This is a genomic window from Sphingobium sp. C100, from assembly GCF_000508185.1.
Lineage (GTDB): Bacteria > Pseudomonadota > Alphaproteobacteria > Sphingomonadales > Sphingomonadaceae > Sphingobium.
This window is the reverse complement of record NZ_AYOY01000160.1, coordinates 13,634-35,425: the sequence shown is the minus strand read 5'-3', so window position 1 is coordinate 35,425 and position 21,792 is coordinate 13,634. Positions and strand designations below refer to the sequence as shown.

The following is a 21,792-nucleotide window of genomic DNA, read 5'->3' as shown; positions in this document are numbered from 1 at the left end:
AGCCCCAATCAGAGAAGACTCCAACTGGCGGGAGAATGCGCTGCCCCACATGCTCATCCTCGGCATGGGCTATACCGCCGCCCGCCTCGCCGCCCGGCTTCGGGATGGCGGCTGGACTGTGACCGGCGTCCGTCGCAGCCCCGGCCCGGACATGCTCGCTTTTGATGACATGCCTGCCATTCATGCCGCGATCGGACAGGCCACCCACATCCTTTCCTCCGTCCCGCCGCAGGGCGATGACGATCCCGTCCTCATCCGCTACGGCGCGGCGATCTCGGCCGCACCGGCGCGATGGACCGGCTATCTTTCCTCCACCGGCGTCTATGGCGACGCGGCGGGTGCATGGGTGGATGAAAACAGTCCCATCGGCACGGGCCGCCGCACCGCCCGGGCGCAGGCAGACGCGGCCTGGGGCGCGCTTCGCCCCGATCTGCGCCGCTTCCGCCTGCCTGGCATTTACGGGCCGGGCCGCTCCGCGCTCGACCGGGTGCGCGAAGGGCGGGGGCATCGCATCGACCTACCCGATCAGCTTTTCAGCCGCGTCCATGTCGATGACATTGTCGGCGGGGTGATCGCTGCCTTTGATGGCCCGCCGGGCGTCTATAATCTGTCCGATGATCTGCCCTGCGCCCAGAACCGGGTGATCGAGGCGGCGTGCGACCTGCTCGGCCTGCCCTGGCCGCCGCTCCAGTCCCTTGATGAGGCCGGCCTGTCCCCGATGGCGCGCGGCTTCTATGCCGAAAACCGCCGGGTCGCCAATGGCCGCGCCAAGCGGCTGCTGGGCTGGAGGCCGCGTTATCCCACCTATGCGGACGGGCTACGCGCCTGCCTGTGACACGGCGCGTCGCATGGTTTACGTCTTGTTAACCCGCGCATCGGAGAAGGGATCATCGCTTCAGAAGGGATGAGCCATGACCCCCATCGACAAGGCCTTTTCGGCGCTGAGCCACCGGATCAACGACCTTTCCGTGCCGGGCCGAGCCGCCCCGTCGCCCCAATCGATCGCCAGCCTGCTCGACAAGGTGAATGCGGCCAAGCTGCGCTACCAGCCGGGCGCCATCCGCTAACCCCGCTTCGCCCGCAGCGCGATGACCATGCCCACCACCGCCAGCACGGCGCCCGGCGCGGCAAAGCCGGTCCAGCGATAGCCCTCCACCAAGGTCGATATCAGCATCGCCAGCACCGGGATCATCACGCCGGTATAGGCGGCGCGGCCGGCCCCGACGCGCTGGATCAGCCGATAATAGAGCGGGAAGGTCACGACCGACCCGGCAATGCCCAGATAGGCGATGCCCGCCAGATAGCCGATCCTTGGCTCTATGACCGGCGGACCGACGGTCATCCATGCAAAAACGGCATCCACGCCCGCGCCGATCAGCATCGCCCAGGCCAGCACTGCGACCATCGGCAGGCGGCGGGCAATCTCCATCCCCTGCATGATGTTGGCGGCCGACGCGCTCAAAAGACCAACGATCGAAAAGGCCGCGCCGATCAGCACCTTGTCCGGCGCGACGTCGGCGGCGCGATATTCATGCACCAGCATCATGACGATCCCCGCCATCGCCACCGCTGACCCCGCCAGGAAGCTGCGCGTCACCGGCTGGCGAAAGGCCAGATAGGCCAGCACCGAGTTGGGGATCAGCAGCATCGCATAGATCACCGCGACGACGCCGGAGGTCAGATGTTGCTCGGCGCGATAGACGAAGTTGAAATTCAGCACGAACTGCGCCGTCCCCAGCAGCGCCGCGAACAATATGCCCGCCCCGCCGATCCGCAGCGACACGCCCCGCATCTTCGCGAAGGCCGCCATGGCGATCCCCGCCAGCAGGAATCGGTAACAGACCGACCAGCTCGCCGGCACCGCGCCGATCTGGTCGCGGATGACGATCCAGGTCGAACTCCAGATCAGCGTGACGAGGATGAACGGCAGGGCGATGCCGCCCTTCGCCGCGTCAGCCATGGTCGAGCGCCCTGAGCGCCTGTGCCAGCGGTGCGACACTGGCGGCATTCTGCGCCCAGTTGGTCACCAGCCGCGCCGCGCCTTCGCCCCAGTCATAGAAATCGAAACCCTGCGCGCGCAGGGTCGCCGCTTCCTGCGCGCTCAGCCGCACGAACAGCTCGTTGGCCTGCACGGGATGGATAAGCCGCCCGGCCGCGCCCACGGCCAGCGCCTGCGCCGCCGCGTTCGCCGCGCGGGCGTTGCGCAGCCACAGCCCGTCCTCGATCTGCGCCAATAGCTGGGCGGCGAGATAGCGCCCCTTGGAAAAGAGATGCCCTGACCGCTTGCGCCAGCGGGCCGCTTCGGCCGCGCGCGTTTCTGCTTGCGGGCCGAAGAACAGCAGCGCTTCGCCCACCAGGCCGCCATTTTTGACGCAGCCGAACGACAGCGCGTCGACCCCCGCGCGCCAGCAGATGTCGGCGGGCGCGCATTCCAGATGCGCCACCGCATTGGCGAAGCGCGCGCCGTCCATGTGGAAGCCCAGGCCATGCGCCTTGGCCACCGCGCCCAGCGCCGCGACGTCATCGGGCGTATAGACCAGTCCATATTCGGTGGCGTTGGTGATGCTGATCGCGCGCGCCGGCACCTGATGCACGTCGGGCCGGATCGCCCTCAACCGCGCGCGCACGGCATCGGGCGTCAGTTTCGCGCCGTCGCCGGCCATCGGCATCAGGGTCGCGCCATGGGTGAAAAAGCCGGGCGCCCCACATTCATCGACGACGATATGCGCCTCTTCATGGGCCAGCACCCCGCCATAGGGCGGGCACAGGCAGGCGAGCGCAATGCTGTTGGCCGCCGTGCCGGTGGCGATCCACAGCGCCTTGACCTCCGTTTCGAACAGCGCGGAAAAGGCGCCGTCCAGCCGCACGCTCCACGCATCGCCGTCATAGCCATGGTCGGCGTGGTCGGCGGCCGCGATTGCGGCCATGACTTCGGGGCAGACGGGCGTCGCATTGTCGGAATAAAAGTGCATGACATGGCGATAGCGGGACCGCCGGGGCACGGGAAGAGGCCAGCGGGACGGAGCTGGCTCTGTCCTGCGAAATGGGTCAATATATGTGACCAATTGTCTCGCGGGCCGCACTGTGACATAGGCGGCCGGTCCAAGCCACGCTTAAGGAGATTCACCATGGACGCGTTGCAGAAATCGCGCTTCACCGTCACCCGCAACAGCCAGGCTGTAGCGGCGGACCAGCGCGCGGTGCTGCTGCAAGATCCGGGTTTCGGCCGGGTCTTCACCGACCATATGGTGACCATCCGCTATACCGAGGGGCAGGGCTGGCACAGCCACGCCATCGGCCCGCGCGAAGCCTTTCAGCTCGATCCCGCCTGCGCCGTGCTCCATTATGCGCAGGAAATCTTCGAAGGGATGAAGGCCTATCGTCTGGAGGGTGGCAGCATCGCCATGTTCCGGCCGGAGGAAAATGCCCGCCGCTTCGCCGAATCGGCCGAACGCATGGCGATGCCCGCGCTCCCCGAAACGGTGTTCCTTGAAGCGTGCGAGGCGCTGGTGAAGATCGACGCGGACTGGATTCCGTCGGGCGAAGGCAGCCTCTATCTGCGCCCCTTCATGTTCGCGAGCGAGACCTTCCTGGGCGTGCGCCCGTCGAACGAATATATTTTCTGCGTCATCGCCTCGCCCGCCGGCGCCTATTTCAAGGGCGGCAAGACGGCCGTGACCCTGTGGGTGTCGGAACATTTCACCCGCGCCGCGCGCGGTGGCACCGGCGCGGCCAAGTGCGGCGGCAATTATGCGGCGTCGCTCATCGCGCAGAAGGAAGCGATCGGCCATGGCTGCGATCAGGTCGTCTTCCTCGACGCCGCCGAAAACAAGTGGGTCGAGGAACTGGGCGGGATGAACGTCTTCTTCGTGATGGAGGACGGGTCGATCGTCACCCCGCCGCTGGGCGGCACCATCCTGCCCGGCATCACCCGCGACAGCATCATCGACCTGGCCCGCGCCAAGGGCCATGACGTGCGCGAGGAACCCTACAGTTTCGCCCAATGGCGCGCCGACGCCGCCAGCGGCAAGCTGCGCGAAGCCTTCGCCTGCGGCACCGCCGCGGTCGTGACGGCGATCGGCACGGTCAAGAGCGTGGATGGCGACTTCACCATCGGCAATGGCGATGGCGGCATCGTCACCGAAACACTGCGCGCCGAACTGACCGGCATCCAGCGCGGCACCGTGGCCGACCCGGCCGGCTGGGTGCGCATGGTTTGATATCTACCCCCTGTCTTTCCCGCCTGTGCGGGGAAATAGGGGGCAAGCGACCGCTTCCCAATCCCTTCCCAAGCGCCTAGATACATATCCATGGAACGCTTCGACGTCGTCATCCTGGGCGGGGGCCTGGTCGGCCTGACCCTGGGCATCGCCCTTTCCGGCCACGGGGTGAAAACCGCGGTCATCGACCCGGCCGATCCGGTGGACACCACGGCCGCCGGGTTCGACGGCCGCGTCTCGGCGATCAGTTCGACCAGCTATGCCATGATGAACGCCATCGGGGTCGGCAAGCATCTGACGGGCAAAGGCTGCCCGATCGACCGGATCTGGGTCAGCGATGGCCTGGAGCCGGGCGCGCTCGATTTCGCGCCGGACGCCGATGATGGCGTGATGGGCACGATGGTCCCCAATCGCGCCCTGCGCATCGCGCTGGCGCAGACGGCGGACGAAGCCGTCAATCTCACCCGCTTCCAGCCCGACCGCGCCACCCATGTCGATCGCAACGCCGATGGCGTCACGCTGACGCTGGCGAGCGGCGACACCATCCATGGCGCGCTGCTGGTCGCGGCGGAGGGACGCAACAGCCCCACGCGCGAAGCGGCAGGGATCAACACGACCCGCTGGCAATATAAGCACACCGCCATGGTCACGGCGATCGACCATGACATCCCGCACGCCAACACGGCCTATGAGATTTTCTATGTCGGCGGCCCCTTCGCGCTGCTGCCGATGCTGCCCGGCACCCGCTCCGCCGTGGTCTGGACCGTGCCGACCGATCAGGCGCCGGCGATGATGAAGTTGTCCGAACGCGCCTGGCTGGCCGAAGCGCAGAAGCGGATCGGCGGGTTCCTGGGCGAGATCAAGCTGGCGGGGCCGCGCTCCTCCTACCCGCTGGGTTTCCACCATGCCGCGCGCATCACCGATACGCGCCTCGCGCTGGTGGGCGATAGCGCCCATGCCATCCACCCGATCGCCGGGCAGGGCGTGAACCTCGGCTTCCGCGACGTCGCCGCGCTGGTCGAGGTGCTGGTGGACGGGATGCGGCTGGGCCTCGATCCGGGCGATGCGCAACTGCTGGCGCGCTACCAGCGCTGGCGCGGCCTCGATTCGATGATGACCAGCGTGGCGATGGACGGGCTGGTCCGCCTGTTCGATGTGCCGGGCAAGCTGCCTTCGCTGGTCCGCCGGGCGGGGCTGGCCGCGGTGCAGCGCAGCGGCGCGCTCAAGGGACGCTTCATGGCCGAAGCGCGCGGCCAGTCGGGCGCGCTGCCACGGTTGCTGACCGGCGAGATGGTGTAGGGCGGGTCACGACCAGAGGCGGCTCTGGCTTCGTCACCCGGACTTGATCCGGGGTCTCGCTTCTTCCTGGCTTATGGCACTTCGGAACAAGCGGTATGTCGGGTCAGGCCCGGCACGACAAAAGGAAGTGACTGCAAGCGACCATTTGTTACCGTCCACAGCTCATGGTGTGCGACCGGGAACCGGACGTGCATAACAATACATACGACTATTTCGCGATCGACCCTTGAGCAAGTTCTTTGATAACCTCAACGCCAGCCATGTGAAGCAAGGGCGTCGATTTTGATTTCATATCTGTGCCGACGCGGTCAGCAAAGCGTCCGAAGCTCCCCTTGTCATTCTCGTTCATCGCAGCACACACTGCCGACAATTCTTGCTGGCTGAGCGTGTCAGAATATGCCTGCGCGAAGTTCGTATCCCATTGCTTACCGTAGCGAACTAATGCGTGATCAACCGCGCGGGATAAGCGCTTTTCAAAGCCCTGCGGGTCTTTGTCCGCGACCATTTTGCCAGTCACAGTGGATTTTGCGACCATTGTCAGCGTAGCGCGAAAAAACTCGCGGCCCGACAACGCATTGGCAATTGTCTTAGGGTTGGGAGCCGAACACTTTGGCAGTGGCGGCGAGCAGCTACATACAAGGGCAGTCGCCGTCAGAGCTAAGATGAATCTGATCATTTAGCCCAATTATTTGGGTATGTTTGCCATCAAGTTAATTACCAAATGCGTAAAGCTATGTCCGCTATTCCGACCAACATTATCCAAACCCGCCAGTCCGCCATCCACCCACAGTTCTTACAGCATCCGCCGCAGCACATCGTCCTTCAGCACGATATGATGGCGCAGCGCCGCGCCGATATGCACGACGACCAGCGCCGCCCAGGTGAAGCCCATAATCTCATGCCCTTCGCCCGACAGGCCGACGATGGCATCGCCTTTCGTCACCGCGAATTTGGGCACGTCGAACAGGAAGAACCAATTGAGCGGCCGCGTGCCCGCCGATGTCATGATCCATCCCGACAACGGCATCAGGATCATGAAGGCGTAAAAGAGGAAATGGGTCGCATGGGCCGCGCCCTTTTCCCAACTTGGCATGGCCGCGGGCAGTCGCGGGGCGGGGTGGGTCAGTCGCCAGCCGATCCGCACCAGCGTCAGCGCCAGCACCGTGAGGCCGATCGATTTATGCACCGGCATCACCGCCCAGTCCTTGGGCAGGGCCTCATGGCCGATGCCCAGGGCCAGATTGGCGATGATCAGGATCGCGATGATCCAGTGCAGGGCGCGGGCGACAGATGTGTAACGGGCCATGGGCTGCTCCTTGGTCTGGCATGTCCAGCCGGGGCGCCCTGTTCGATGCGCCCTGGCCTCCTGCGTCCTTGCTTCAGTCTGTCCTACAGCGGCCGATATTGCTATGGGCTTGTTCCATCAGGCTCTTTCCCATCGTCCATCGTGCCGGTTCGCGGCGCTGATCCTTTGCGGACAAATTCGCCATGCGCGACAAGCGCGATGTTTGCGAAGTTCCGGCCGCCTTATCCCTGACGATTGGCGACCAGATTATCCACCACCGACGGATCGGCGAGCGTGCTGGTGTCGCCCAGCGCCTGTGCCGACACTTCTCCCTCCGCAATCTTGCGCAGGATGCGGCGCATGATCTTGCCGGAACGGGTCTTGGGCAGGCCCGGCGCGAACTGAATCGCGTCCGGCGTGGCGATCGGGCCGATTTCGCTCCGCACCCATTGCGCCAGCGTCTTGCGCAGGGCGTCGTTCGCTTGCTCGCCGCTGTTGAGCGTGACATAGGCGTAGATGCCCTGCCCCTTGATGTCGTGGGGGAAGCCGACCACGGCCGCCTCGGCCACGCTCTCGTGCAGGACCAGGGCGCTTTCGACCTCCGCCGTGCCCATGCGATGGCCCGATACGTTGATGACGTCGTCCACCCGGCCGGTGATCCAGTAATAGCCGTCCGCGTCCCGCCGCGCGCCGTCGCCGGTGGTATATTTGCCGGGGAAGGTCGTGAAATAGGTCTGGAAGAAACGGTCATGATCGCCCCAGACGGTGCGCATCTGCCCCGGCCAGCTTTGCGCGATGACCAGATTGCCTTCGGTCGCGCCGTCCAGCACCTTGCCCTCGCCATCGACGATCTGCGGCACGACGCCGGGCATGGGGAAGGTGGCGGAGCCGGGCTTCAGGTCGGTCGCGCCGGGCATCGGCGCAATCATCGCCGCGCCCGTCTCGGTCTGCCACCAGGTGTCGATGATCGGGCAGCGATCCTCCCCCACGACATGATGATACCAGCGCCACGCTTCGGGGTTGATCGGTTCGCCCACCGTGCCCAGCAGGCGCAGCGACTTGCGGCTGGTCGCATGGACGAAATCGTCGCCTTCCTTCATCAGCGCGCGCAGCGCCGTGGGCGCGGTGAAGATGGTCTGCACCTGATGCCGGTCCACCACTTCCCAGATGCGCGCTGGTGTCGGGTAATTGGGCACGCCTTCATACATCAACGTCGTCGCGCCGTTCGCCAGCGGGCCGTAGACGATATAGCTATGCCCCGTGACCCAGCCGATGTCGGCCGCGCACCAGTAGATGTCGCCGGGCCGATAGTCGAAGCAGAGTTCGTGCGTCAGGCTGGCCCAGAGCAGATAGCCGCCGGTTGTGTGCAGCACGCCCTTGGGCTTGCCGGTGGAGCCGGAGGTGTAGAGGATGAACAGCGGATCTTCGGCGCGCATCGGTTCGGGCGGGCAGTCGGCCGACACCCTCGCCGCTTCCTCATGCAGCCACAGGTCGCGGCCATCCTGCATCGTCACCGCGCCGCCCGTCGCCTGGACGACGATCACCTTGCGGACGCTGGGGCAATCCTTGAGCGCGGCGTCGACATTGGCCTTTAGTGGCACCTTCTTGCCGGCGCGTCGGCCTTCGTCGGCGGTGATGACCAGGGTCGAATCGCAATCGACGATTCGGCCGCACAAGGCTTCTGGCGAGAAACCGCCGAACACGACGCTGTGGATCGCGCCGATCCGCGCGCAGGCGAGCAGCGCGAAGGCGGCTTCGGGAATCATCGGCAGGTAGATGGTGACGCGGTCGCCCTTTTTCGCGCCGGCGGCCTTCAGCACATTGGCAAGGCGGCAGACCTCTTCATGCACCTGTGCATAGCTGTAGCGGCGCGGCTCGGCATCGGGTGAATCGGGTTCCCAGATGATGGCGGTCTGGTCGGCCCGCTCCGCCAGATGCCGGTCGATGCAGTTCGCGCTGACGTTGAGCACGCCGTCGGCGAACCATTGGACGCCGAAATCCGCCTCGTCGAAACTGCTTTCATTGGTCCGCGTCGGCGGCGTGATCCAGTCGAGCCGCTGCGCTCGCTCCAGCCAATAAGCGTGGCTGTCGTCGATCGAGCGGGCATAGTCGGCTGTTCGTGCCGCCCGGTCCATCAATGCGCCCTTCGCCCAGATGTCCGGCACGGGGAAGAAATCATCAGACATCAGGCATCCTTTCCATCACGAAACCATTTTCTCGCTTCTTCTACCGCCCGGATCGCCGGACCGAAAGGCCGGACCATGCCGTTTGTCGCCATCCTTTTGGCCTATAGCGCCGTAGCGGCACGGCATATTTCCCATATTTGCCGCTTTCCCGATCGCCTGCGCGCGCCTAACAGAAAACGCCTATGTGGCTGCTCTATCAATTCCCCCTCTGTCCATTTTCCCGCAAGGTCCGGCTGCTGCTGGGCGAGAAGGGGATCGGCTATGATCTGGTGCGCGAATCGCCCTGGGCGATGCGGGACGAATTTCTGGATCTCAACCCCGCCGGGCTGACGCCAGTGATGGCGGATCAGGAACGGGGCATCACCCTGCTCGACAGCCAGGCGATCTGCGAATATTTCGAGGAAACGGTGGAGAAATTCCCGCTGATCTCCGGCACGGCGGCGGGCCGGGCGGAGGTGCGGCGGCTGACCGCCTTTTTCGACCAGAGCTTTTTCGGCGATGTCGTCGGCCCCCTGTTGCACGAGCGGATGAAGAAACGGCTGGTCGAGCGCGCGTCGCCCGACGCCCGCGTTCTGCGCGAAGCGATGAAGCGGGCCAACGTCCATATGGATTATATGGATTATCTGCTCGACCATCGCAGCTGGATGGCGGGCGGGACGCTCAGCCTGGCGGACATAACGGCGGCGGCGCATCTGTCGGTCGCCGACTATCTGGGCGGCATCGACTGGGTCGGGCATGAACCGGTCAAGCGCTGGTATGCGGGTTTCAAGTCGCGCCCCTCCTTCCGCCCGCTGCTGTCGGAGCGGATGGAAGTCATTACGCCCCCGCCCCATTATGAAAAGCCCGACTTCTAGGGTCAGGGGCCGGCGGTTCCGTTACCCCCGTCCGCGATAGCCCGGCACATCCTGCGGGGGCAGCCAAAGGCCCGCCGGCGGTTCGCCCGATTGCCAGAAGACGTCGATCGGGATGCCGCCGCGCGGATACCAATAGCCGCCGATGCGCAGCCAGATCGGCGTCATCTCCGCGAACAGGCGCTCGCCGATGCCCACGGTGCAATCCTCGTGAAAAGCAGCATGGTTGCGAAACGCGCCAAGGAAGAGCTTGAGCGATTTGGATTCGACGATCGTTTCGGCGGGGGCGTAGTCGATCACCAGATGGGCGAAGTCGGGCTGGCCCGTCACCGGGCAGAGCGAGGTGAATTCGGGCGCGGTAAAGCGCACCAGATAGGGCTTGCCGGGACGCGGATTGGGCACATAATCCAATATGGCGGCTTCGGGAGAGGCGGGCAGGGCGCTGGGCTGGCCCAGATGCAGCGGGGTCTTGGAAAGGTCGGTCATGGTCGCGCATCTACGCGATCGCACGGCTGATGTCATCGATTCGCATTGTTCACTTGCGGTTCAGCCCGGCTTGTGCCTTGGACGGGCCATGGGGTCCAGCATTCGTCCGCTTCTGTTTGCCGCGTCGCTGCTGCCGATGGCCGCGACGATGTTGGCGCCCGCCCATGCCCAGCAGGCGGAGCAGCCTTCGGAGGGATTTTCGCTTCCACCCTCAAACAGGCCTGCCCCCGATCCGAACCGGCAGGGGCCGGAACTGAACGTCTATCGCGATCCCGTCACGCCGCGCGCGACGCCCCCGGCCGTCGCGCCACCCGTAGTCGCGCCGAGGCTGACGCCGCCGGTTCAGGTGCAGCCGGTGCCCACAAGCCCGACCGAACCCGCACGTCCGCGCCCGGCTCAACCGGAATCGCGCGAACAACGCCGGGCCGAACCTGCGGCGCCAGCGTCCGAGCCAGAGCGCGCCACGCCGACTGTTCCGGTTCCGGCGGACGATGCCGCGACGACGGATCAGCGCGCGGCCGATGCCCCGCCGCCACAGATTTCCGCGCCCGCGACCAACGACACCGCGCCGGCTGCTCCAGAGCCGCCGGTCCCCTTAACGCCGCCTGCGCAAACCAGCGCCATGCTCCCCTGGATCATCGGTGGAGCGCTCGCCCTGCTGGCGCTTGGCGCTGCACTGTTGCTGCTGCGTCGCCGCCGGTCGGTGGAGCCGGTCGATCAGGCGCCAGTTGGCGCCGTGTCCGATCCTGTGCCTACGCCCGCCAGCGAACCGGTCCGGCCCGCGCCCTCGGAGCCAGAACCCGATGCTGCCCCGGTCGCCGCGCCGGTGGCCGCGGCCGCAGATCGGCCCTGGATCGACATGGACATGGTGGTCAGCCAGGCACGCTATTCGCTGATGGGCGTGACCATCGCCTACAGCCTGATCCTGCACAATCGCGGTGATCGCGAAGCGCAGGACATCCTTGTGCGCGGGATCATGGGCAATGCCGGCGCGCAGCAGCAGGCGCTGCTCCAGGGATTTTTCACCGGCCAGGACGGGTTGCCGCTGCACAGTGCAGTGTCGATCGCGCCCGGCGAGTCGCGGCAACTGGCGGGCGAATTGCGGTTGCCGACCGACCGGATCGTGCCGGTCGATATGGGCCAGCGCAGCCTGCTCATCCCGATCGCCGCCTTTGACGCCGCCTATCGCTGGGGCGCGGGCGAGGGCGAGCCGCTCGGCGCGGGGCGAACCGCGCGCGCCTTCATCGTCGGACAGGAACAGGAGCCACCGACCGATCGGCTTGCGCCGCTGCGCCTGGATCAGGGGCCACGCCAATATCGCCGGCCTGCCGCTCGCGCGGCGGTGGAACTGACGCCGGCCTGATCAACAAAGGCTCGCCCGGCCCTTTAATCCGTGGGCGGCTGGCTCTAAGACGTGGACGTGACAAGGCCGAAGGGAGCCCGCATGACCATCTTCGTTTCCACCGACTGGCTTGGCGCGGAACTCGGCAGGGACGACCTGGTCATCCTCGACGCCAGCCTGTTCCTGCCTGGCACGCCGCGCGATCCGCGGGCCGAGTTCGAAGCCGCCCATATCCCCGGCGCGGCCTTTCTCGACCTGCCCAGCCTTGGCGATCCCGACGACCCGACGCCCGGCATGTTGCCGCCCGACGCGATGATGACGCAGCGCATACAAGCGCTGGGCGTTCATGCGGACAGCCGCATCATCGTCTATGACAACAGCCCGGCCCACAGCGCGGCGCGCGGATGGTGGATGATGCGTGTCTATGGGTTGGGCCGGAGCGTGGCGATCCTGGACGGGGGCCTGCCCAAATGGGTGGCGGAGGGGCGGCCGGTCGAAAGCGGCGCGGCGACGCCCGCGCCCGGCAACGCCGTCGCCCGGCTGGATCGCACGCAGGTTCGGACCAAGGCCGACATTCTCGCCAATCTGGACAGCGGCGCGGCGCAATTGATCGATGCGCGCGGCGCGGCCCGCTTCACGGGGGCGGAGGCCGAGCCGCGTCCGGGCATGGCGTCCGGCCATATTCCCGGCAGCCGCAATATCCCCTCGTCCGCCTTTTTTGCTGCCGACAACAGCATGAAGCAGGGCGCGGAACTGCGCCGACTGTTCGAGGAAGCAGGCACGGATTTCGACCGACCGATCATCACCACCTGCGGCAGCGGCGTGACCGCCGCGATCGTCCTTGCCGGGCTGGAGACGCTCGGCAAGACTGACGTCAGTCTCTATGACGGCAGCTGGTCGGAATGGGGTTTCGATACCGCGACACCGAAAGCGACGGGTCCAGCATGAGCGACGACCCGCGCAAGCCGCTGACGAAACTGGTGCAGGCGGGGCGCAAGCCCGAATGGACCGGTATGCCCGGCCAGCCCGGCGGTATCGTCAGCCCGCCGGTCTGGCGCGCGTCCACCATCCTTTATGACGATGTCGCCCACCTGCGCAAAGCCGCCGGCAGCAGCACGCATGAGCGGCTATTCTACGGGCGCAAGGGGACGCCGACCGCCTGGAGCCTGGCCGATGCGCTGACCGAGATGGAGCCGGGGGCGGAGGGGACGATGCTTTTCCCCTCGGGTGTGGCGGCGATCGCCTGCGCGCTGATGGCGGTGCTCAAACCGGGCGACCGGCTGTTGATGGTCGATAGCGCCTATGACCCGACCCGCAGCTTCTGCACGCAAATGCTGAAAAGTCACGGCATCGAAACGATCTATTATGATCCCGTGGCGCCGGCGCTCGACGCCCATCTGGCGGACGGGCCGATCCGCGCCATTTTCCTGGAAAGCCCCGGCAGCCTGACCTTCGAGGTGCAGGATATTCCCGCCATCTCCGCCTGGGCGCGGGCCAACGGCATCGTGACGCTGATGGACAATACATGGGCGACGCCGCTTTATTTTCCCGCCATGGCCCATGGCGTCGACATCGCGATCCTGGCCTGCACCAAATATATCGTCGGCCATAGCGACGTGATGATGGGCAGCGTGACCGCCAATGCCCAATGGTTCGGCAAGGTGCGGCAGACGGCCTATCTGTTTGGACAGATGGTCAGTCCCGACGATGCGTGGCTGGCGGCACGGGGCCTGCGCACATTGGGTGTGCGGCTGGCGCAACATCGCGACGGCGCGCTGGCGGTCGCCCGCTGGCTGAAGGATCAGCCCGAGGTCGCGCGTGTGCTGCATCCCGCCTTGCCCGACTGTCCCGGCCACGATCTGTGGCGGCGCGATTTCAGCGGATCGACCGGCCTGTTCAGCTTCGTCCTGGACGGCGGGGACGAAGCGGCGCGCGCCGCGTTGATCGACGGCCTGGCGCATTTCGGCATCGGCTATAGCTGGGGCGGTTTTGAAAGCCTGGCCCTGCCCGTCGACCCGGCCCGCTATCGCACCGCGACGCGCTGGGCGGCGGAGGGGCCGGCGGTGCGGCTTCATATCGGCCTGGAAGATCCCGCCGATCTGATCGCCGATCTGGCGGCCGGCCTCGCCCGATACAGGGCGGCGGCATGATCGGGCTGTTGCCGCCTGAACTGGTTGCGCGGATGCAGCATCGCACCGACCTGATCGAGGCGGCGGTCGGGCTGGGAGTGGCCATCCTCCTCTACCTGCTCGCCGCCACGCTTGCCCGGATGATCGCGCGGCGGATCGCGCCGCATTGCGCGCATCTCGGCCCCGCCTTCGCGCCGCATGTCCGGCCGCTGGTCCGGCACGGCCTCGCCACCCTGCTCGTGGGTATCGCCACTGCGGTCTGGCCGACCGGCACCACCGCCAATATCGTGCTGGCCTGCGTCCTGGGCTGGGCGCTGGCGATGGTCGCCAATCATCTGCTGCGCGGCGTATCGATCCCGCTCTGGGCGACGGTGCCGCTCTCGATCCTGATCTTCGTCATGCTGTTGTCCGGCAGCACCGGGGGCATCACGCCGCTCGCGCAGATGCTCGACAGCGTGGGACTTGAACTGGGCAAGCGGCGCATTTCGCTGCTCGACCTGACCTCCATCGCGGCGATCGGCGTCGGCCTGTTCGGCGCCGTGCGCCTGGCCAACCGGATATTGGCGCGCAGCATCGCCGGGTCGCGGGGGCTCGATCCGACGCAGAAGCTGCTGGCCGAAAAGTTGGCCGGCATCGCCATCGTCGCCACCGCATTCTTCTTCGGCGTCGATGTGCTGGGGATCGACCTGACCGCCTTCGCCGTCTTTTCCGGCGCGCTGGGGCTGGCGGTGGGCTTTGGCCTGCAAAAGACCGTCGGCAACCTGATCGCCGGGATCATCCTGCTGCTCGACCGATCAATCAAGCCGGGCGACGTCATCGTCGTGGGCGACAGTTTCGGCTGGGTCAACAAGATCGGCGTGCGCGCCGTCAGCGTCATTACCCGCGACGGCAAGGAACATCTGATTCCGAATGAGAATCTGATGACGCAGGAGGTGGAGAACTGGTCCTATTCCGACCGCAGGGTGCGCATCCACATCCCGGTCGGCATCGCCTATGACAGCGACCTGGAACTGGCCCAGAAACTGATGATGCAGGCGGCACTGGAAAGCCCGCGCGTGCTCAAGGATCCCAAGCCCAATGTCTGGCTGACCGGCTTTGGCGACAATAGCGTCGATCACGAGATATTGGCGTGGATCACCGACCCTGAAGCGGGCGTCGGCAATGTCCGATCGGACGTGCTGGGCCGCCTGTGGCACCTGTTCCGCGACCATGGCGTGACCATCCCCTTCCCGCAGCGCGTCGTCCATATGGCGCAGGCCCGGACTGACGAGGGGTGACCTGACCCGTTTGACGCGCTGATTTCTCGCTTTTCCCTTACGGAAGAGGCAGCCAGTCGTCGGCTAAGCTTGTTGCAGTCCAGCAACAATTAGGCAGTAAAAGACATCAATTAGAAATAAAATCTTGTGCAGCGCAGCGCGGACGGGCATTTCCGGTCCTGTTGAGGCAGCCGGCCCGCCCCGCGCGGGAACATAGAGGCAGGCGCCTGGACGCAGGTGGGACGATCGCAGAACCATCAAGGGGAATCACATGCGTAAGTCCATCATCGGCCTCTCGGCCCCCATTTTGTTCGGCGCGCTCGCCGTCATTTCCGCCCCCGCCATGGCGCAGGACGCGCCCACCGACGCCGTGACGCTATCCGGCAATGTCGGGCTGGTGTCCGATTATCGCTTCCGCGGTTTCACCCAGAACGGGGAGGATGCAGCAGTTCAGGGCGGCATCACGGCCGCGCATGAAAGCGGTTTCTACGGATCGGTCTGGGCATCGAGCATCAACTTCGCCGGCAATACCGAGGTTGATCTGTCCGCCGGCTATTCGAAGGAAATCGCGTCGGGCATCACCATCGACGCGGGCCTGCTCTATTATCTCTATCCCAAGCATGGCGACTACAACACCGACTTTTTCGAACCCTATGTGAACCTGACCGGCACCGTTGGCCCGGCCAGCATCAAGGTCGGCGTGAACTATGCCTGGAAACAGTCCGCGCTGCTCGACGGCAATGGCGAGAAGGCGTCGTCCTTCTATGCCCATGTCGAACCGACCATCGGCATTCCCAACACGCCCTTCTCGTTGGTCGGTCATGCCGGCTTTGCGAAGAGCGACGCATTTCCCGGTGGTCCCGATGGCGATGTGTTCGACTATTCGATCGGCGGTTCGGCGTCCTACAAGATGCTGAGCTTCGGCATTTCCTATGTGAACACCGATGTCGGCAACGGCATGAAGGAATCGCTGGGGGCCGATGGCGCGGTCGTCTTTTCGCTGACCGCCGCTTTCTGACCGTCCTTCCGCATCAAGCGTGATTGAGGCCGTCATTCCTGCCGGGATGGCGGCCTTTTTCATGACTGCGTATCTTTGCGGGGTCGCCTTGGCGCCCCGGCGCGCCTATATCGGCGCCATGTCCCCGCTTTCGCTCCTTTTGGTCTTCGTCGCCACCGTCGCTGCGATGGAGGGGTTCGCCTATGTCATGCACCGCTGGGTCATGCATGGGCCGGGCTGGTTCCTCCATGCCAGCCATCACCGACCCCGCACCGGGCTGTGGGAAGCCAATGATCTCTATTTCGTGATTTTCGCCTTGCCTTCGATCCTGCTGCTGCTGGGCGGCGTGCAATGGGGCTGGGGCAATTGGGCGACGGCCTGTGGCGCGGGCATCGCCGCCTATGGCGCCATCTATCTGGGTTTTCACGACATCATCGTCCACAAGCGGGTGCGCCACGGCTATGTGCCGCGTTCGCGCTATATGAAGCGGATCGTCCAGGCGCACCGGCTGCACCATGCGGTCGAAACGAAGGACGGCACGGTCAGCTTCGGCTTCCTGGTCGCGCCCCGGCCCGCCGCGCTGAAACAGGAACTGGCCCGCCGTGCGCGGGCCGGCGTGCGCCATCCGGTCAGCCGGGCAGATCAAGCCCGGTGACATTGAAGCGGAAGGGTGTCGTCTCGTCCTTCGGCCCCACGGCCAGATCGACCTCCACCGCCTTCGCCGCCGCGATCGTCTCATAGGCTTTTTGCGAGGGCAGGATTTCGATCCCGTCCTTTGCGTCGGTCATCCGGCCCTTCCAGCGGCGGGTCTTGCCCGCATCGTCCCTGGCAGTGACCGCGCAATCGGACAGGTCGCACTGGAACGGTGCACCGACCAGCTTCACCGTCACGCTTTTTTCGCCATTGCTCATCGGCTGGACCAGCAGCACGGCGAAGGTGTCGGGCGCGGTCATCGTCTGCACGCTGTTGACGCTGCCGATATAGGCCAGCTTCGCCTGCCCGCCGTCACCGCCTTCATATTTCCAGCTCTGGCCGATCTGCTGTCGTTGGGTCGGTTCGTCCTTGCTGCCCGATGAGCAGGCGGCCAGCAGGGCGACCGTTGTCAGGGCGATGATGTGACGCATGTTGCATCCTCCTTGTCAGGAGAACCCAACGCCGCAGCCACGGTCCGGGTTTCAACCGGCGTAGCGTGCGGCGGTTTCGCGGATCAGGGCGATCATGTTGGGGATGCCCTGCGTCCGGTTGGAACTGAGCTGGTTGCGCAGGTCGAAGGGGGCGAGCGCGCCTTCAATGTCGGTCGCAACGATATGTGCGGGGGCGTGATCCTGTACCGTCAGCAGCACCAGCGCGATGATCCCCTTGGTGATGGCGGCATTGCTGTCGGCCAGGAAATGGAGCCGCCCGTCCTCCAGCACCGTGGGATAGACCCACACCGCCGCCGAACAGCCCCGCACCAGGGTCGCGTCGGTCTTGAGCGCGTCGGGCATCGGCTCCAGCGCGCGCCCCAGGTCGATCAGCAGGCGATAACGATCGTCCGCGTCGAGAAATTCATATTCTTCCTGAAGCTCGGCCAAGATGGGCCGGGGAGCGGGCATGTCGGTCATGGGCGCCCATATAGGCGGAAAAGCAGGCGCGGGAACCCGCTTTTCCGTCTTTTAAAGATCGACGCCGGCCGCGATCGCTTCCAGCTTGCGGATTCGTTCCTTGAGGTCGGCGACCTCGATCCGGGCGGCGGCCGAAGAAGGCGGGGCGCCTTCATCACCGCGCCGGTTAAGTTCCGCGCGCTTGAAGTCCAGCCAGCCATTCCAGCCGCGCAAGGCCGCGGTGGAGACGATGGCGAGGCCGGCGAGACCGGCCGTCGCCAGGGTCAGATAAAGATAAGGGTCCTGCATCTGTGCCTCCCTGGCGAAGGAGCCGCGTCCATGGCCTAGTCGCGGCTGCGTAGTTTCTCGAATTCCCGCTCCAGGGCGGTCGAATCATCGGTGGCCAGCCTTTCCAGCACGGCCACGCGGTCCTTGAGCGCCTTCACCTCGGCACGCAGGCGCTCTGCCTCCGGGTCCGGCCCGCGATGGGTAAAGTCCTCGCCTTTGGCGCGATTTACGACGCCCAGCTTCGCCTTCACCACCTGGGCGATCATCACGATGGCGATGATGGCGACGACCATTTCAAACGGATTCATATCATGTCACTCCCTGTTGGCGCGGCGGCCTGTGCCGGTCAGTTGGCGGGGCCGCGCAGCCGTTCGATCTCTCGGTTCAATTGGTGGCTTTCGTCGGTGACGATGCGCTCCACCACAATCAGTCGATCCTTCATCGACCCGATCTCGGCGCGCAGCCGGGCATTTTCCTGGCTCAGCAGCTTGATGCGCTCGACCATTTCCTCATTCTTCTGCGGATAGACCGCCTGACCCCAGGCGCCGTCCAGCGGATAGCCGTGGCGCACGCGCAGCCAGGTGGTGAAGATCCAGCCGGCTATGGCCAGGACGGCGATGAACAGCCCGGCGCCGATGATCCACGGCAGGTTGGGCATGATGAAGGCGTCCACCATATCGGTCTTGTCCATGATCCCTTGTCTCCCCTTTGCCGGCGCGATCAGCGCAGCGCGTCGATTTCGCGCGCGGTGCGGGTCGATGGATCGGTGGCGATCCTTTCCAGCACGGCGATGCGTTCCTCAAGGCGGCTGATGCGGCCGGTCAGCATTTCGTTTTCGCTTGAAAGCAGGTCGATTTTTCGACCGGCGTCGGGATCGGTTCGATGAGCGACGCCCGACCATTCATTTTCCACCGGATAGCCGTGACGCGCCCTGGTCCAGGTCGTGAACATCCAGCCCAGCGTCGACATGGCGATGATGGCGAGGATGAAGAAGGGGCTGCCGATGCTCATGACTGTCTCTCCCTGTTTGTCGTGCCCCGACATGACGTTCAGCGCAGGCTGTCAATCTCGTCGGCGAGGCGGGTATTGCGGCTGGTATAATATAGCTCGATGTCGGCGAGGCGGCGGTCGATGTCGCGAAATTTGGACCGGACATCGCGGGTGGAGCGCGCCGGATTGGTGCGCACGCCCTGCCAGAATTTTTCGTCATCGCGATCCGAATACAGGCCCAGAGGCTTTGCATCGGCGAAATAAGCGGCGGCGAAATAGGCGATCAGCGACCAGGGGAAAGCCCCCATGAGGGTGATCAGCACCGCGCCGACGCGCACCCAGACCACGTCGATCCCGGTATAGTCGGCGATGCCGGAACACACGCCCAGCCATTTGCCATTCTGCTTGTCGAGATAGAATTTGGTGCGGCGGGCGGTCATCTCAGTTCCTCCGTTCGAAATTATAGGCGTCGTCGTGCGACGGGCGGGCGGGGCGGAAGTCGGGATTGTCGGCTGCGACGATCCGTTCGATCGTCTGGAGCCTTTCCTCCAGGCGCCGGGCGAGCAGGTGAAGCTCGTCCAGCAACTTCTCGTCCTCATCGGTGATCTTGGGGGCCTGTTTCCACTTGGTGACATAGTGGAAGATCAGCCAGGGCATGCCGATGAACAACATGCCGCAGATCATGATGGGCAGGAACACGTCCTCCATGGGATCAGGCTCCTTCGGTCTTGCCAGCGTTCATGCTGGCCTTGAGCGCGGCGAGATCGGCATCGACCTTGTCGGCCGACTTAAGTTCCGCAATCTCCTCCTCCAGCGTCTTGGGCTGTCCGCCCAGGCCCATGGCGTCGGCGCGGCCTTCGGCCATGTCCACGCGGCGTTCCAGCATGTCGAAGCGGGCGAAGGCTTCATTGACCTTCTCGCCGGCATAGGCTTCGCGCACACGCAGGCGGTTTTCGGCGCTCTGCATCCGGGTGACGAGGCTGTTCTGGCGCACGCGGGCTTCGCGCAGCTTGGCCTGGAGCTTGGCGATATCCTCCTCCGAAGCATGGAGCGCGTCGTCGAGCGTTTCGATCTCATGGTTCAGATGGTCCGCCATGTCGGCGGCCTTCTGCCGTTCGACCAGGGCGGCCTTGGCCAGGTCCTCGCGGTCCTTGCTGAGCGCGAGCTGCGCCTTTTCGGTCCAGCTGTCCTGCAACGCGGTGAGCTTCGCGATATGGCGACGCATCTCCTTCTGGTCGGCGATGGTCCGGGCGGCGGATGCACGCACCTCGACCAGCGTCTCCTCCATTTCGAGGATGATCATGCGGATCATCTTCGCGGGATCTTCCGCCTTGTCGAGCAGGTCGGTGACATTGGCGGCAATGATGTCGCGGGTGCGGGAAAAAATACCCATGTGAACTACTCCTGGTGGTCTCTTCTGTTTCTCAATGGCCGGGGCGGCTGAGAGGGGGGGCGGGACCGCCCCGGCCGGGTGTCGCGTCCTTACGCCAGATAGCGCAAAGTCGCGGGGGTTTCATTGGCCGCGAGGATCGGGGTTTCGCTGGCGCGGGCCGGGCCGACCGCCGAAAGGATCATGGTCGATCCGAACAGGATGGCGGCGACGGCGACTGACATCAGCTGGCCGATTTCGCGAACATTGGTGGTCTTTTCCATCTTCTTACTCCCTGAACCTTGGCCTTCATGTGCGTTCCGCCTTTTGTTGCGGATTGCCCAAAGCTCTGCAGGGTGCGTGCCAATTTTAAAAACTGGCGGATTTCCTTCATTTTCAGTTCATCGGATAGCCGCAAAACGAGAGTCTGCTTGCCAAGGAGTGGGAAATTTCACCATAAGTTGGCAGATGGAGAAAAATACGCAATTTGTCGGGCAATCCCTGGCGTTTCTCGATGCCGTCGAGCAGGCGGGGCGCGCGGCCGAACTCAACCGGCCGGTGCTGGTGATCGGCGAACGCGGGACCGGCAAGGAACTGATCGCCGAACGGCTCCACCATCTCTCGCCGCGCTGGGGCGAGCCGCTGATCGTGATGAACTGCGCGGCGTTGCCCGAGACGCTGATCGAGGCGGAACTGTTCGGTCATGAACAGGGCGCGTTCACCGGCGCCAGTCGAGCGCGCGCGGGGCGCTTTGAGGAAGCGGACGGCGGCACGCTGTTCCTCGACGAACTGGGCACCTTGTCGATGGCGGCGCAGGAGCGGCTGCTGCGCGTGATCGAATATGGCGAGGTGACGCGGATCGGCGCGTCGCGTCCGTTGCGTGTCGATGTGCGGATCGTGGCGGCAACCAATGAGGATCTGCCGGCCGCCGCCGACGCCGGCCGATTTCGCCCCGACCTGCTAGATCGCCTCAGCTTCGAGGTCATCACCCTGCCGCCGCTGCGCGCGCGCGAAGGCGATGTGGCGGTGCTGGCCGAGCATTTCGGGCGGCGCATGGCGGCGGAACTGAACTGGCCGCAATGGCCCGGCTTCACCGCCGCCACCCGGGCGGAGATGGAGGGCCATGGCTGGCCCGGCAATGTTCGCGAATTGCGCAATGTCGTCGAACGGGCGGTCTATCGCTGGGACGAGCCGGGTCGGCCGATCAGCCGCATCACCTTCGACCCGTTCGCCTCGCCCTGGAAACCGCGTCCGATGATGGCGCGGGCGACCGCGCCGACCGAAAATGCGGTTATCCCGTCCGCACCGGCCGCGCCCGCCCCGCTGATGTTCGAGGAGATCAGCGACCTCAAGGCGGCGGTGGACGCGCATGAAGCGGCGATCGTGCAGGCGGCACTGGAACGCTATCGCTATAACCAGCGCGCGACGGCGAAGGGACTGGGGCTGACCTATGACCAGTTGCGCCACTGCATGAAGAAACATGGATTGAGCGCGGGATAGAGCCGGGCTGT

The 21,792-nt window shown here is 65.3% G+C and carries 28 protein-coding genes; 12 read left to right on the top strand and 16 right to left on the bottom strand.

Annotation, left to right across the window (positions count from 1 at the left end):
* Positions 1-40: 40 nt before the first annotated feature.
* Positions 41-835 carry an epimerase gene (locus tag C100_RS39555; RefSeq protein WP_031309814.1) on the top strand — a complete coding sequence of 265 codons (795 nt, stop codon included), beginning with the start codon at positions 41-43 and terminating at the stop codon, positions 833-835.
* A gap of 76 nt (positions 836-911) precedes the next feature.
* The gene (locus C100_RS48875) at positions 912-1,067 is read left to right on the top strand and encodes a hypothetical protein (protein WP_024020656.1); all 156 of its coding nucleotides are present in this window, start codon (positions 912-914) and stop codon (positions 1,065-1,067) included.
* On the opposite strand, the gene C100_RS39550 is transcribed toward C100_RS48875, so the two are convergent.
* Positions 1,064-1,960: a DMT family transporter gene (locus C100_RS39550; protein WP_024020655.1), complete on the bottom strand. Its 897-nt coding sequence runs from the start codon at positions 1,958-1,960 to the stop codon at positions 1,064-1,066. The genes C100_RS48875 and C100_RS39550 overlap by 4 nt on opposite strands.
* Positions 1,953-2,972, bottom strand: coding sequence for a threonine aldolase family protein (locus C100_RS39545; RefSeq protein WP_024020654.1), 1,020 nt, complete (start codon positions 2,970-2,972; stop codon positions 1,953-1,955). The genes C100_RS39550 and C100_RS39545 overlap by 8 nt, the downstream gene beginning before the upstream one ends.
* Before the next feature lie 156 nt (positions 2,973-3,128).
* Here C100_RS39545 and C100_RS39540 point away from each other — a divergent pair, with 156 nt between their 5' ends.
* Both C100_RS39540 and C100_RS39535 read left to right on the top strand, forming a co-directional pair.
* Entirely contained in the window at positions 3,129-4,220 is a 1,092-nt protein-coding gene (locus C100_RS39540; RefSeq protein WP_024020653.1) for a branched-chain amino acid aminotransferase, read from the top strand.
* Between the two features lie 90 nt (positions 4,221-4,310).
* A complete protein-coding gene (locus C100_RS39535) occupies positions 4,311-5,519 on the top strand; it encodes a UbiH/UbiF/VisC/COQ6 family ubiquinone biosynthesis hydroxylase (RefSeq protein ID WP_024020652.1) in 1,209 nt (402 codons plus the stop codon).
* Positions 5,520-5,727: 208 nt separating this feature from the next.
* On the opposite strand, the gene C100_RS48335 is transcribed toward C100_RS39535, so the two are convergent.
* The 3 genes from C100_RS48335 to acs form a co-directional block, all read right to left on the bottom strand.
* Positions 5,728-6,195: a hypothetical protein gene (locus C100_RS48335; protein ID WP_152536488.1), complete on the bottom strand. Its 468-nt coding sequence runs from the start codon at positions 6,193-6,195 to the stop codon at positions 5,728-5,730.
* Positions 6,196-6,312: 117 nt separating this feature from the next.
* Positions 6,313-6,825: a cytochrome b gene (locus tag C100_RS39525; protein WP_024020650.1), complete on the bottom strand. Its 513-nt coding sequence runs from the start codon at positions 6,823-6,825 to the stop codon at positions 6,313-6,315.
* A gap of 221 nt (positions 6,826-7,046) precedes the next feature.
* Positions 7,047-8,990 (bottom strand): acetate--CoA ligase, encoded by a 1,944-nt coding sequence (acs, locus tag C100_RS39520; protein WP_024020649.1) that lies wholly within the window; start codon positions 8,988-8,990, stop codon positions 7,047-7,049.
* Positions 8,991-9,172: 182 nt separating this feature from the next.
* Here acs and C100_RS39515 point away from each other — a divergent pair, with 182 nt between their 5' ends.
* Positions 9,173-9,844 carry a glutathione S-transferase family protein gene (locus C100_RS39515; protein ID WP_024020648.1) on the top strand — a complete coding sequence of 224 codons (672 nt, stop codon included), beginning with the start codon at positions 9,173-9,175 and terminating at the stop codon, positions 9,842-9,844.
* Positions 9,845-9,865: 21 nt separating this feature from the next.
* On the opposite strand, the gene queF is transcribed toward C100_RS39515, so the two are convergent.
* Positions 9,866-10,327, bottom strand: a complete 462-nt coding sequence (gene queF / locus C100_RS39510) for a preQ(1) synthase (RefSeq protein WP_024020647.1) — start codon at positions 10,325-10,327, stop codon at positions 9,866-9,868.
* 88 nt (positions 10,328-10,415) lie between these two features.
* Here queF and C100_RS39505 point away from each other — a divergent pair, with 88 nt between their 5' ends.
* From C100_RS39505 to C100_RS39480, 6 genes are all read left to right on the top strand, one after another.
* Positions 10,416-11,690, top strand: a complete 1,275-nt coding sequence (locus C100_RS39505; protein WP_031309812.1) for a hypothetical protein — start codon at positions 10,416-10,418, stop codon at positions 11,688-11,690.
* Between the two features lie 81 nt (positions 11,691-11,771).
* Entirely contained in the window at positions 11,772-12,617 is an 846-nt protein-coding gene (sseA, locus tag C100_RS39500) for a 3-mercaptopyruvate sulfurtransferase (RefSeq protein ID WP_024020645.1), read from the top strand.
* Entirely contained in the window at positions 12,614-13,819 is a 1,206-nt protein-coding gene (gene metC / locus C100_RS39495) for a cystathionine beta-lyase (RefSeq protein ID WP_024020644.1), read from the top strand. Before sseA ends, metC begins: the two co-directional genes overlap by 4 nt.
* Positions 13,816-15,075: a mechanosensitive ion channel family protein gene (locus tag C100_RS39490; protein ID WP_024020643.1), complete on the top strand. Its 1,260-nt coding sequence runs from the start codon at positions 13,816-13,818 to the stop codon at positions 15,073-15,075. Before metC ends, C100_RS39490 begins: the two co-directional genes overlap by 4 nt.
* Before the next feature lie 250 nt (positions 15,076-15,325).
* Positions 15,326-16,072: a TorF family putative porin gene (locus C100_RS39485; RefSeq protein WP_024020642.1), complete on the top strand. Its 747-nt coding sequence runs from the start codon at positions 15,326-15,328 to the stop codon at positions 16,070-16,072.
* Between the two features lie 118 nt (positions 16,073-16,190).
* On the top strand, positions 16,191-16,706 hold the full coding sequence (locus C100_RS39480; protein WP_031309811.1) for a sterol desaturase family protein: 516 nt from the start codon (positions 16,191-16,193) through the stop codon (positions 16,704-16,706).
* On the opposite strand, the gene C100_RS39475 is transcribed toward C100_RS39480, so the two are convergent.
* From C100_RS39475 to C100_RS48870, 10 genes are all read right to left on the bottom strand, one after another.
* Positions 16,681-17,175 carry a hypothetical protein gene (locus C100_RS39475; protein WP_024020640.1) on the bottom strand — a complete coding sequence of 165 codons (495 nt, stop codon included), beginning with the start codon at positions 17,173-17,175 and terminating at the stop codon, positions 16,681-16,683. The two genes, C100_RS39480 and C100_RS39475, sit on opposite strands and share 26 nt — an antisense overlap.
* A gap of 51 nt (positions 17,176-17,226) precedes the next feature.
* Positions 17,227-17,655 carry a SufE family protein gene (locus tag C100_RS39470; protein ID WP_024020639.1) on the bottom strand — a complete coding sequence of 143 codons (429 nt, stop codon included), beginning with the start codon at positions 17,653-17,655 and terminating at the stop codon, positions 17,227-17,229.
* Between the two features lie 51 nt (positions 17,656-17,706).
* On the bottom strand, positions 17,707-17,943 hold the full coding sequence (locus tag C100_RS39465; protein ID WP_024020638.1) for a hypothetical protein: 237 nt from the start codon (positions 17,941-17,943) through the stop codon (positions 17,707-17,709).
* 35 nt (positions 17,944-17,978) lie between these two features.
* Positions 17,979-18,230, bottom strand: a complete 252-nt coding sequence (locus tag C100_RS39460) for a hypothetical protein (RefSeq protein WP_024020637.1) — start codon at positions 18,228-18,230, stop codon at positions 17,979-17,981.
* Between the two features lie 38 nt (positions 18,231-18,268).
* Positions 18,269-18,613 (bottom strand): hypothetical protein, encoded by a 345-nt coding sequence (locus C100_RS39455; protein WP_024020636.1) that lies wholly within the window; start codon positions 18,611-18,613, stop codon positions 18,269-18,271.
* Positions 18,614-18,642: 29 nt separating this feature from the next.
* Positions 18,643-18,933: a hypothetical protein gene (locus C100_RS39450; protein ID WP_024020635.1), complete on the bottom strand. Its 291-nt coding sequence runs from the start codon at positions 18,931-18,933 to the stop codon at positions 18,643-18,645.
* A 38-nt stretch (positions 18,934-18,971) separates the two neighbouring features.
* The gene (pspC, locus tag C100_RS39445) at positions 18,972-19,352 is read right to left on the bottom strand and encodes an envelope stress response membrane protein PspC (protein WP_024020634.1); all 381 of its coding nucleotides are present in this window, start codon (positions 19,350-19,352) and stop codon (positions 18,972-18,974) included.
* A 1-nt stretch (position 19,353) separates the two neighbouring features.
* Entirely contained in the window at positions 19,354-19,620 is a 267-nt protein-coding gene (gene pspB, locus C100_RS39440; RefSeq protein ID WP_024020633.1) for an envelope stress response membrane protein PspB, read from the bottom strand.
* A gap of 4 nt (positions 19,621-19,624) precedes the next feature.
* Positions 19,625-20,305: a phage shock protein PspA gene (gene pspA / locus C100_RS39435; RefSeq protein WP_024020632.1), complete on the bottom strand. Its 681-nt coding sequence runs from the start codon at positions 20,303-20,305 to the stop codon at positions 19,625-19,627.
* Positions 20,306-20,394: 89 nt separating this feature from the next.
* Positions 20,395-20,565: a hypothetical protein gene (locus C100_RS48870; protein WP_024020631.1), complete on the bottom strand. Its 171-nt coding sequence runs from the start codon at positions 20,563-20,565 to the stop codon at positions 20,395-20,397.
* 184 nt (positions 20,566-20,749) lie between these two features.
* On the opposite strand from C100_RS48870, the gene pspF reads away from it, so the two are divergent.
* On the top strand, positions 20,750-21,781 hold the full coding sequence (gene pspF / locus C100_RS39430; protein WP_024020630.1) for a phage shock protein operon transcriptional activator: 1,032 nt from the start codon (positions 20,750-20,752) through the stop codon (positions 21,779-21,781).
* The last annotated feature ends 11 nt before the right edge of the window (positions 21,782-21,792 follow it).